We start from the raw sequence: 11,075 nt of genomic DNA on the forward strand, positions 1-11,075 counted from the left end.
TTTTAGATGCTTTTGCCTCTCTTGCGCAAATATTGGACGAGGAAAAAAACGACCAGCAGCGCTATGGCGATCAGGATGATCGGCTGTATGTACGGAGCCGCCTTCTCGTCGATCTTCTCCCAGTTCTCGCCGAGAGAGGACCCCAGCCACACGAACAGAATCGACCACGGAATAGAGGCGAGCAGCGTGAGCCACGTGAACTTCCACAGGTTCATGCGCGCCATTCCCGCGGGAATCGACACGACCTGGCGCATAACCGGCACGAAACGGCCCGTGAACACGATCATCGGCCCGTATTTCTCGAACCATTTTTCCGCAAGATCGATATGCTTGGCCTTCAAATGCAAGTACTTGCCGAACTTGTCTACAAACGGCCTTCCCCCGTAGCGGCCGATCGCATAGAGCAGCCACTGCTGCAAAATGGCGCCGATCGTTCCGCAAATAACGGCAACCGGGAAAGAAATAATGTCCTGATAGACGAGATATCCCGCATACCCCAATACGATTTCGCTCGGAATGACTTCGATCGCCAATCCGATAATAATGCCCCAGTACCCTAAGCTTTCGACCCAGGCCAACAATTGCGACAACCATTCGTGCAGCGTATCCATCATCGTTTACAACCTGCCTTTTTCCCCATTGATAGAGACCTTCTGCCCCTCCGTCAGCCGTCTTCATTCTAGCACAGGCTCGCGGCTTCCTTCCAGTTATACGGCGCTCGCGCAAAATCGTTGCAGGCTTGTCATGAGCGGACGGGCCTACGCATAGAATTCGATTAGGTGGACAAAGTTGAAGAGGAGAGAGCGGAATGAATAAAATCGTCATTCTTAACCGTAAGAAAATCCAGTTGTACGCGGTCATCGCGGCCGTCGTGATCCTGGCCGGCGCCTATATCGGCTGGCAGCAATCGAAACCCGCCTTGGCTCCTGCGGGCGGCGAAGCGACCAAGCAAGTGCTGCATCTGACGACAGGCGAATTCACGGCTCAAGGGGACAACGGCAAGAAGCTGGAAACGTACCTGTTCTACCCGGGCACGGTCGTCGCCAAAAAAGGCGTCCCCGTCGAGCTTCGGATTACCGGCATCAACGGCCAGTCCCACCCGTTCGTCATCGAAGGACTCGATATCAAGGGCAATATCAGCAAGGGCAAAACGACCGTCGTCAACTTCACCCCGAAGGAAGCCGGCATCTACTCCATCGTCTGCCAGACGCACGCCGACCCGAAAACCGGCGGCCCTATGGTCGGCTATCTCGTTATTCAGTAACTCGCGGTGACCGCCCCTTTCTTCCCCGCATAGGGTATGGAAGAGAGGCAGGTGGACCCGATGAAAATGTTCCAGGAAAAGCACTCCTCCCCGCTGCCTACGCCGCGCGGCATTCGCCGGGCATGCTCGAACGAGCTGTACCGGACCGTCAAAAGGCTGAAGCAGCACGTCCCCGCCCCGCTCGTCCGGGAAGCCGAGGAGCTGTACTTCAAGCGGGTGATCGGCAATCTGATGTGGATCTCCGAAAACAAGAGCAATCGCAAAAAGCTGGCCGATTGGTGGGAAGAAGAAGTCAGCGGCGACATCGCCCAGCTGTGGAACGTCGATCGGACGAAGCTGACGAAAGCTTTCCGGGAAGCGTTCGGGGGATAAAGAAGAGGGTTGGGCGCCGCCGATTGCGGCTGTGCCCAACCCTTCTTCATTTCCTCGGTCCGGCCGTCCAAGCCGATCAGTTGATAATCGCGAACGTCTGCACGCCCGCCGGAATGGTGCGGGTACGGAACAGAACGCCGTTGTTGTTATAGACGCGCAGCGTGTAGGCGACATTGGTCAACGTGCGGATGTTATTGAAACGCACGACGCCGTAACGGTCGAAATCGGCCGTGTCCACCAGTTGGCTGCCGCGATATATCCGGGCGAAAAAACCTGTCGTGTCGAACGGAACGCCGGTGCTCTGCACCCATACGACCGTAAGCCGGCTAAACGTCTGGCCGCTGTTGCCGGTGCGCGCAATTTGAGCGGGAACCGTATTCGTCTTCAACACTTTGGATCGCTTGGAATCCCTTTTCGGGGGCTTCGGATAGCGAATGGCCATTAAGGATATCCCCCCTTCTTGCCGTTTACCTCCAATCTATGCCGGAGTCGCAAACGGCTAAACGGACACCCTCCCATCGCCTCGTCCATATTCGCAGATTTCCTCGAATATCCCGTATCCCGCTTTCGCTTAACGTTTCTTGCTCAGACTGCGGCGCGCATTCGCGTTCTTCTGCACCTGCTGGCGCAAAATAAGCGCGCGCAGAGGACGCAGCATCTCCGGTTCGAGAACGTGCATCTTGGCCCCGCAATGCATCCCGTTCTCCTGTCGCTCGCGGCGGACGATCTCCAGCTCGCAGTCGAACGAGATTCCGATCTCGACCGTCGCCCTGAGCCTCGACTTCGTCGCGAAATGCGGCGCGTCCATGCCCGAGAAGCTGATTCCGGATATGCTGATATCATGAATCGTGAGGCCGTCGGAATCGTCGATCTCCCGCTCCTCGCCGGAACTGCCCAGCACTCGGACGATCTGGGCCTTCCCTTCGATCTCGACCCGCGGATGTTCCCTTCTTTCTTTGAACCGCTTTTGCAGCTCGGGAGGCTGTAAGAGCGCGATCGCTCCTTCGTACTTGGCGAATACGATCGAGGACATCGATTGAATTCCCGCGGGCGAATACACGGTCATCTTTACCGTTTCCCCGAGCTCGAACTGTTCGAATTCCGGAAGCTCAACCTCGAACAATTCACCCTCCACATGGGTCATGACGCCCGTCGTCACGAAATTTTTCCCTTCCACGACGGTCCGGCAGTGCAACAGCACGTTTAAGGGAAGCAAATCTTTGTCCAGATCGGATAATGCGGCTCTGTTGTCTCCGGTATGCGCCATCTCCGCCCAACCACCTTCCTGACTGCTTGACTTCTATACGAAAAAAAACAGGCAACCCCTCTATGGGAGCAGCCCGTTTCGCCTGAATCATCCATGTAGGGACTATCGGCAGCCAGGCTGTCATCGTCCTCGGGACATTAGACCCTGTAGCTTTGCGTCCTTGCTTTTCAGCAAGTTTGCCTTTATCCAAATCCGTCTTCTAATGGAATGATTGTACCATATTCGGCAACTTTTCGTCATATGTTTTTTTGCCGATCCGCCGGAGCGCCAGCCCGTCAGCGAGCCATGACGACGCGGTTTCTTCCCTCGTTCTTGGCTTTGTACAGAGCGGAGTCCGCGCTGGAGAACACCTCTCGCAAATATTCCTTCGGATCGTTGAACTTCAAGTTCTCGCTGGACTCGGACAGCACGCCCATGCTGATCGTGACCCCGACCTTGTCCGCCCCGGCCTCCACCTGGTTCTCCCCGACGGCGAGCATGATTCTCTCCGCCAGCAGCTCCGCTTGCTCCCGGTTCGTATGCGGCAGGTACACGGTGAACTCTTCTCCCCCGTACCTCGCCAGAATATCCGTTCTCCGCAGCATGGAACGAACGATCTCGGCCGTGCTGCGCAGCACCTCGTCGCCGGCAAGATGGCCGTATTTGTCGTTGATTTGCTTGAAATGGTCGATATCGAACAGGAAGATGGCGAACGGAATTTGATACCTCATGTTCAGCAGCACTTCATGCTCCAACTGCTGCATCAGATATCTCCGGTTAAAGCAGCCGGTCAGCCCGTCGGTAACGGCCATCTGCTCCAGCTTCTGATTGACGCGGAACAGCTCTTCCTGGATCGTGATCAGTTCCAGATTGCGCTCGTGCAGCGCCTCGTTCTTGCGATTCATCTCCACGACCAGCTTGCGCAGCTCCGAGACGTCGTGGAAAGTAATGATTCTTCCCAGCAGTGTTTTGCGGCTGTCTAGGACGGGAGAGATCTGGATCGATACGTGTCTTCCCGACGAATCCTGAAGCGAGAACTCCATCTGCAGCTTCTCGTGGGGATGATGATTGTAACGGTACAGAAATTCGTAGACTTCCCCCTGCACCTGCAGAGGAGCCAGAAACTTCTCCATCTCGAACGTCTCGCCTTTCATCACCTGCACGAGAGGGGACGCCCCCCGATTCACTTCCAGCACCTTGCCGTTCTCGTCCACGACGATGACTCCGGTCGTCATATGCTCGAAAATATCCCGCTGCGCCATGCTCAAAATATCGAACATGCCGAATCGATAGATTGCGATAACGAAGCACAGATCGGAGAGCAGAATGCCCAGCGCGAGCAAGCCCGGCACGACCGGCAGCCACTCTACGAGAAGCACGTTGACGAACACGTCCAAGAGGCCGAGTCCCGTCAGCACGAACATCCCGATTAAAGCGGTTGCAAGCTGCTTGCGTTGGTTTACGGACGTTACCGACTTCAAAGCGTGGAACATATTCAACAGAGCGACGAAGAAGTAGGCGAATTGGACGAGCACGAGCAGCCAAAACAGAGGACCGTAGTCCCGGTCCGTGTAGCTGTCGACCACCGGGGCCATGAACAGCCTGTTCGGGTTCCACATGGCCGCCGCGATGCACAGCGCCGCGGGAGTAATGTACAGCAGAATGCGTCCGCCCTTCAGCTGGGCCGACTTGCTCGTGAGGAAGAAGACGAAGAATAGCCAGCCGGGACCAAGCATCCCCATGGCTACGAAGGATAAGTTGATAAAAAACAGCTGAACGCCCGGGAAATCCGTCAGCTTAACCGCGAACTGCCCAAGCGGCCACAGCATCATGACAAAATGAAAAGCCAAATACACTTTATGCGTCGTCGTAATTCTATTAACGGCAATCACGCCGACGAATAATAGAAAGAGCATCAGAAAAAGGATAAAATCAATCCATTGGACTCCCAAGGCATTCACCTTTTCATAAAGGGGCTTGAATAAAAAAATGCGGCAGGCATGTTTGATTTTACCATATCGCCGCTTTTTCCGACAACCGGATATCCACCGAAAGCCTTCATTTTATATATTTTTTATTTATTTTCAAGGACTTTTTTACTTATTTTTATGAGACTTTAGTCGTATTACTTAAATTTTCCTGTCCATAAACGGAGAAACGGACAAAAAGTCCCGAAAACGCTCGTATTCGGAGCGGAGATTTTCGACGTCTTGCTTACCTCTGGCTTTGACCGCGCGGATCAGCAAATTTTTCGGCGTGTGCTCCAGATCGATGAACTCGAGCAGCTGCGTGCGGTAGCCGGCAAGCTCCAGCAAATTCGCCCGGATCGCGTCCGTCGCCAGCGCCGCGAACCGCTCCTTCAGAATGCCGTGCTTCAGCAAAGGCTGCAGCACCGGCTGGGAAATTTGGCGGAACAGCTCGTGCTGGCAGCAGGGAACGGACAGAATAACGCTGGCCCCCCACCCGATCGCCTTCAGCAGCGCGGCGTCCGTAGCCGTGTCGCAGGCATGCAGGGTGACGACCATATCGACGGACTCCCGCTCCTCAAAATCCGAGATATCCCCCACGGCGAACGTCAGATCGCTCCAGCCGAGCTCGGAAGCGAGCTTGGCGCAATCCGCGATAACGTCCTTCTTCAGGTCCAGCCCGAAGATGCGGACGGACATCCCCAGCTTGATCGCCAAATAGTGATAGAGCGCGAAGGTCAAATACGACTTCCCGCAGCCGAAGTCCACGATGTGCAGCGGCTTGTCCTTGGGCAGCTCGGGCGCCGCGTCGGCCACCATCTCGAGAAAACGGTTGATCTGCCGGAATTTATCGTACTTCGCTTTGACGATTCTGCCTTCAGCCGTCATCACGCCCAGAGCGATCAGGAACGGAACCGGCTCTCCCTCCGGAAGAACATACCGCTTGTCCCGATTGTGCGGCTGGGGAACTGCTTTCGCTTTCGCGCCTTTTCCCCCTTCGTCCGGAGACTTCGCCTTGAAGATCAGCGTCAGCTCGCCCTTCTTGTTGGCGAGCGCCTGAATGTCGGCTTCCGTAGTTTGGATCAGCGCCTGCTTGTAGCCGTTCATCTCGGCCGCCAGCTTGTCCGCCAACTCGTCCGCGCTCACGTTTTCATGGAACGCCTTGTTGTCCGCAAGCCGTTCGAACTGATAGCGCAGTCCGTTTTTGAGTTGAACGGGCCTTACGGTCGCTTTGCGGGCGATCGTCCCGTCCTTGCGCTTGGGGGAACTGAATACCGCCTGCACCAGACGTTCCCCTTCCGCGACCTTCTCCAGCAGCGCCAGCCACTCCTCTTGCCCGACTTTCCCGCTCACGACACATTCTCCTTCATCAACGCCGCCCACTGCCGGCGTCCTTCTTCCAACTCTTCCCGCGCCAAGCCTCCGGCTTCAAGAACGTCGTCCGCGCAAGCCGCCAGCCGCTCGTAGAAACCGTCGCCTTCCGCCTTCGTCACGGCTTGTTCGTCCGCAAGCTCGTAGAGCTCGTTTTCCGCCTCCGCCAGTCTGCCCTCCGCTTCATGCCATCGCCACATCGCTCTTCTCGTTTCCGCATCGAGCTCATAGGGCTCCAACGCCTTCAGCAGCTCCGACACTCTGGCGCGAACGTCCCAACCGTCGATCTCCATGCCGTGGCGCAGCATGAACAGGCTTAACCGGAGAGCCTTCGCGTATCTCGGCACGCTCTCCCCCGTCTCCCCCAGATCGTGCAGCAAATCCGCCTCCTGCTGCAAGAACGCCGCAACGACGGCGACCGATTCCGCATTCGGGCTTCCCGTCACCGAGAGCATCGACAGCAGATCGTCGTCGCTCAGCCCCATCGCCAGCCGCGAACGCAATCTTAACTCCCGGCCGAGAAACTCGTCGATCAGATCGAGCGCCTCCCGCTGCTTTTGCTGCTGCCTCAGTCCCGCCGCTTTGCCCAGCATAAGGCCGGCTTGCGTTAACAGACGAATCAAATAATCCCTCTCAAACACCGTCAATCCCCCGATTCCGCTTCAAAAACTCCCCGATGCGCGCGGCCGTCGCCCGCGGATCTTCCATCATCCCCATATGGCCGACGCCTTCCAGCGTAATCGCCGTCACGTTGTCCCCGGATACCGGGAATCTTTTCTCGGGCGGCACGACCTCGTCCGACTCCCCCGCAAGCAGCAGAATCGGCAGACTCAGCCGTTCCAGAACGGACACGCGATCGGGCCTTGCCCTCATTCCGAGCGCGCAGCCTACAGCTCCTTCCGCAGACGTTCCGTAGCCGATTTCCTTCGCCTTCGCGACCAACTCCGGCCTGTCCTCCCGGTGGTTAGGGGCAAACAGCTTCGGAACGAGGCCGTCGACGAACGGGGCCACCCCTTGCGAGCGGATCGCTTCAACCGCCTTGAGTCGGTTTTCCTTCGCCTGCTCGGTATCCGGGAAAGCGGTCGAGTGCACCAGTCCCAGCGCGCTTAGGCGTTCCGGATATTTCTCCGCGAAGGCCAAAGCCGCGTAACCGCCCAAGGAATGCCCGAACAGGCTGATCTTCGTCAGATTCAACTCGTCCATCAAGGCGGCGACGTCGTCGGCCAAGTCCTCCATCGCGTAGCGGTCTTCCGTCCCCGCGGCATCGGAGCTTCCGTGTCCTCTCAAGTCAGGGGCGATAACGCGACCGAACTCGGCGAGATGAGGGAGGGTCTTCTCCCAATATCCGCGGCTTCCGCAAAAACCGTGGAGAAGAACGAGCGGCTCTCCTGCGCCCGCCTCCTCGTAAGCAACCGCAACTCCGGTAGACAATTGTTTTTTATTCATATGCGCTTGTCCTTTCTGCGTTCGGATTAAAATGTTGTTCATCCTGTCCCATCACCGCGCTCGCGATCGCGTCGGCGATCTCCTCAGCCATCCGCATAACGCGGTACAGCGACGTGGATTGCAGCGTCCAGTAAGGCTTGAGGCTGATCTCGTTTACGACTCCCGCTATGCTGTAAGTCCCCACGGCGCCGAAGCTCCCGTTCACCGAGCGAGCCGGAACGAGCGGCCCCTTCCTCGCCAGGAACATGCCTACGCTCTCCGGACGTCCCAGACAAGCGTCGATCGCGATGACGATCGCGTCGTCCGGCAGCGTCCGCGCAAGCTGCGGCAGCGTATTCGCGTCGCACGGATCCTTCAGCGTGCCCAGCACGCCCGGGACGCCCCGTTCCTCCAGCAGCGTGCCAACCCACGGCCCCAGGCTGTCGCCCGTTGACCGGTCCGTTCCGATGCACAGGAAGATCAGTTCCTCTCTCGCATGATCGGAGACAATTCGGCTTGCGAAAGCCTGCAGTCCGGCGGCGTCGACCCGGTCGGCTTCCTCCGGCTTGCGATCGGTCATCAGACTCTCTCCCATCTTCCGTTCTTCTTTTTCTCAGGTTACCACTCCGGCAAGCGGAATTCCACTTTTATGCCTGCGCTCATTCGTACGCAAGCGAGCGAATCGCCCCTTCCTATGGTACAATATCAGCATCCTATATACGCCAGAGAGGAAGAAACCGATGGATCTGAACCAACCGACGCAAGAAAACGTGGAATATATGATCGAGGCGATTAAGTCCAAGCTGCGCATGGCTACGGGCTCCGCGATGCAGGCCTCCGGCTTTTCGGTCGACAAATACGAGGACTTGAAAGACATCTACGACATGGTCAATTCCAAGGAGCGCTTCAGCATCAGCGAAGTCGAAGCCCTCGTATCCGAGTTGGGCAAGCTCCGGGGCTAATCCCCGCTCATCATACGACCCGGCAGCGCGGACGACAATCAGGCCCGCGCTGTTTGCGTTTTGTCGAAATCGCCATGATGGCGTTTCCATCGAAAAAAACGATCGTAAGTATGAAAAAAACTCGCTAACTCGTTCTCCCCAAGCGCTGATATGATGATTATCAACAAAAATTGGGAGGCGAGAAAGATGTTGCTTCACGAATACACGGCATATAAAATATTGGAAAGCGATCGGATTCTGCTGGAGAGAGCGTTGGAATTCCATGCCAAGGCGTTCGAGAACGAAGCCGTCCCCTCGCGGAAAAAGTGGGTGGGACTGCTGACGATTCTGTTTGCCGCGAATTACTTTTCGAAATAACAGCAAACGGTTCGCGAAGGGGAGTTGATAAGCGTGGATTTAATTTACATGAAATCTTTTTTGGAAGTCGCGCGCTGTCAAAGCTTCACCAAAGCGGCGGAAAACCTCGGCTACGTGCAGTCCAGCGTAACCGCGCAAATTCAGAAGCTGGAGCAAGAATACGGAGTCGTCCTGTTCGAGAGATACGGCAGATCCATGCGGCTTACTTCTGCCGGAGAGCAGCTGAGGGAAACTTTCGCCCTCATCCTGGAGCTGTACGACGATTCCAAGCGGACGATCGCCAGACAGGCGAAGGGCATTCTGGAAATCGGAACGATCGAGTCGCTGATGGCCTTTCTGCTTCCTCCGCTGTTTCATCGCTTCCTGCAAAGCTTCCCCCAGATCAACCTGCAGGTGAACGAGCTTACCGAACCTTCCATCCTGCAAGCCATTCGCACCGGCCAGTTGGATGTCGGCATTCTAATGGATCTGCCGATCGACGACGAAGACATCGAATCGATCATCGTCCGCCAAGAGCCTCTAGTCCTCGTCGCCCATCCCGAGCACCCCTTGAGCGCCCTGCAACATGTCGGCGTCGCGGATCTCAACGGCCAGTACCTGATCGTAACCGAGCAGGGCTGCACTTACCGGGCTGCGTTGGAACGTTTGCTGGGCCAGCATGGGATCAACTATCAAATCTTGCACGAATTCGGCAGTCTTGAAGCAATCAAGCAGTGCGTGAGCTATGGTCTCGGGATCGCGCTCGTCCCCCGGATCACCGTCACCCGCGAACTAATCGAGCGCAAGCTGGTCACTCTCCCCTTTACGCATACGGATATCACCTTCTACACGCAAATCGTTCATCACAAGAAAAAATGGCTCAGTCCCGCCATCCGTCACCTGATCGACCTGCTCGAAGGAAAATGCGGCGACGCCTTTCCTTCCGTCGAGACCCACATCTCTTAACCTAACCGCATTCCGCCCGAGTCGGATGAACAGCGCGCAAAGATGCAATCACGCCCTGGCATCCCGACTCTCCCGGATTGCTTTTTCCGATTACGGTGACTCCCCTCCCCTACTCCGTCCTCCCCTCGATTTTCTTCCATATTCTTACTTCCCGTCCTCCAGCCTATCTCATTTCCCCCTTACCTGAGTCATGTGCAGATACCACTCTCTCTATTTCTTTTCGTTTTGTTCCGTATGCACTCGTACCCGCAGCTTTAACTTATCGCCCCATTTCATCATCCGACGCCCAGTTTCCCCTGATCGCGTTACTTCCGTATTTTTATTCACCATACTCCAACCTACTCCGACCGAGTTAGCAGACTTCCATACTTCCCCTATACCCCGACCTACTCCGAGTCAGCCCTCTTCCATACTTCCCCTATACCCCGACCTACTCCGAGTCAGCCCTCTTCCATACTTCCCCTATACCCCGACCTACTCCGAGTAAATCCTCTTCCATATTTTTACTATCTATCCTCCGACGTATCGCACATTCCCCTTACCTGAGTCATGTGCAGATCCCCTTGGTCGCCCGTTTCATACTGCGTATTTTAAGATTTCCGTCGAAACTACTTCTCAAAATTATCTGTCCAGCCAATGACCACCTCTCCCGTGCAGTCGTCTTCCTTGTTCTTGTTCTTGTTCTTGTCCTTGTTCTTGTTCTTGTTCTTGTCCTTGTTCTTGCCTTGTTCTTGTCCTTGTTCTTGTCCTTGTTCTTGTCCTTGTTCTTGTCCTTGTTCTTGTTGTCCTTGTTGCCTTGTTATCCTTGTTGCCTTGTTATCCTTGTTGCCTTGTTATCCTTGTTGCCTTGTTGTCCTTGTTCCGTACATCGGTTCTCGCCCCCTCCTTCATCCCGGCCCACCTATCTGCCATTCACTCAGGGAAGCCGATTTTGAGACACAAAGGCGTTCCCGGGCACAGGAAAAATCGTGAAGATTCCTATTTATTCGCAATTTTGAGTTGAAATGAGAACTAATGTTTGGTATGATGAAATAAGAACAAATGTTCTATTTCTGTGATGGAGGAGATACGATGGCGTCCATTCGCAAGTTTATGGCATTGTTTCCGGACGAGCAGTCTTGTCGAGATTACTTGTTTTCTCTTCGTTGGCCGCGCGGCTTTATTTG

At 55.7% G+C, this 11,075-nt stretch carries 13 protein-coding genes and 1 riboswitch; of the genes, 5 read left to right on the forward strand and 8 right to left on the reverse strand.

The genetic code is table 11. The annotated features are described in order from the left end of the window. Window positions 1–2: 2 nt before the first annotated feature. On the reverse strand, window positions 3–614 hold the full coding sequence (gene uptA / locus B0G52_RS34470; protein WP_094050976.1) for an undecaprenyl phosphate transporter UptA: 612 nt from the start codon (window positions 612–614) through the stop codon (window positions 3–5). A gap of 194 nt (window positions 615–808) precedes the next feature. On the opposite strand from uptA, the gene B0G52_RS34475 reads away from it, so the two are divergent. Beyond that, a complete protein-coding gene (locus B0G52_RS34475) occupies window positions 809–1,264 on the forward strand; it encodes a cupredoxin domain-containing protein (protein ID WP_094050977.1) in 456 nt (151 codons plus the stop codon). 60 nt (window positions 1,265–1,324) lie between these two features. Beyond that, on the forward strand, window positions 1,325–1,636 hold the full coding sequence (locus tag B0G52_RS34480; protein ID WP_094050978.1) for a dehydrogenase: 312 nt from the start codon (window positions 1,325–1,327) through the stop codon (window positions 1,634–1,636). Between the two features lie 76 nt (window positions 1,637–1,712). Here B0G52_RS34480 and B0G52_RS34485 read toward each other — a convergent pair whose 3' ends face one another. The 7 genes from B0G52_RS34485 to yyaC all read right to left on the reverse strand — a co-directional run bounded on the left by B0G52_RS34485 (window position 1,713) and on the right by yyaC (window position 8,225). Continuing rightward, window positions 1,713–2,078, reverse strand: a complete 366-nt coding sequence (locus B0G52_RS34485; RefSeq protein ID WP_094050979.1) for a hypothetical protein — start codon at window positions 2,076–2,078, stop codon at window positions 1,713–1,715. 129 nt (window positions 2,079–2,207) lie between these two features. Then, window positions 2,208–2,903, reverse strand: a complete 696-nt coding sequence (locus B0G52_RS34490) for a PilZ domain-containing protein (protein WP_094050980.1) — start codon at window positions 2,901–2,903, stop codon at window positions 2,208–2,210. 104 nt (window positions 2,904–3,007) lie between these two features. After that, window positions 3,008–3,094: riboswitch (cyclic di-GMP riboswitch) on the reverse strand. 84 nt (window positions 3,095–3,178) lie between these two features. Continuing rightward, the gene (locus B0G52_RS34495; protein WP_233163351.1) at window positions 3,179–4,834 is read right to left on the reverse strand and encodes a histidine kinase N-terminal 7TM domain-containing diguanylate cyclase; all 1,656 of its coding nucleotides are present in this window, start codon (window positions 4,832–4,834) and stop codon (window positions 3,179–3,181) included. Between the two features lie 177 nt (window positions 4,835–5,011). Beyond that, window positions 5,012–6,202: a class I SAM-dependent methyltransferase gene (locus tag B0G52_RS34500; protein WP_233163353.1), complete on the reverse strand. Its 1,191-nt coding sequence runs from the start codon at window positions 6,200–6,202 to the stop codon at window positions 5,012–5,014. Then, entirely contained in the window at window positions 6,199–6,843 is a 645-nt protein-coding gene (locus B0G52_RS34505) for a DUF6483 family protein (protein ID WP_143762687.1), read from the reverse strand. Before B0G52_RS34505 ends, B0G52_RS34500 begins: the two co-directional genes overlap by 4 nt. Before the next feature lie 10 nt (window positions 6,844–6,853). After that, window positions 6,854–7,666 carry an alpha/beta fold hydrolase gene (locus B0G52_RS34510; RefSeq protein ID WP_094050982.1) on the reverse strand — a complete coding sequence of 271 codons (813 nt, stop codon included), beginning with the start codon at window positions 7,664–7,666 and terminating at the stop codon, window positions 6,854–6,856. Then, window positions 7,659–8,225, reverse strand: coding sequence for a spore protease YyaC (gene yyaC, locus B0G52_RS34515; protein WP_233163354.1), 567 nt, complete (start codon window positions 8,223–8,225; stop codon window positions 7,659–7,661). The genes B0G52_RS34510 and yyaC overlap by 8 nt, the downstream gene beginning before the upstream one ends. Window positions 8,226–8,385: 160 nt before the next feature. Between yyaC and B0G52_RS34520 the strand changes: the two genes are divergently transcribed. The 3 genes from B0G52_RS34520 to B0G52_RS34525 all read left to right on the forward strand — a co-directional run bounded on the left by B0G52_RS34520 (window position 8,386) and on the right by B0G52_RS34525 (window position 9,909). After that, entirely contained in the window at window positions 8,386–8,607 is a 222-nt protein-coding gene (locus B0G52_RS34520; protein WP_094050984.1) for a DUF1128 domain-containing protein, read from the forward strand. Window positions 8,608–8,793: 186 nt separating this feature from the next. Further along, window positions 8,794–8,964, forward strand: a complete 171-nt coding sequence (locus B0G52_RS35800; protein WP_158223997.1) for a hypothetical protein — start codon at window positions 8,794–8,796, stop codon at window positions 8,962–8,964. A gap of 48 nt (window positions 8,965–9,012) precedes the next feature. Then, window positions 9,013–9,909 (forward strand): LysR family transcriptional regulator, encoded by an 897-nt coding sequence (locus B0G52_RS34525; protein WP_233163356.1) that lies wholly within the window; start codon window positions 9,013–9,015, stop codon window positions 9,907–9,909. Window positions 9,910–11,075 lie beyond the last annotated feature (1,166 nt).

It is taken from the genome of Cohnella sp. SGD-V74 (genome assembly GCF_003001675.1).
Lineage (GTDB): Bacteria > Bacillota > Bacilli > Paenibacillales > Paenibacillaceae > Cohnella.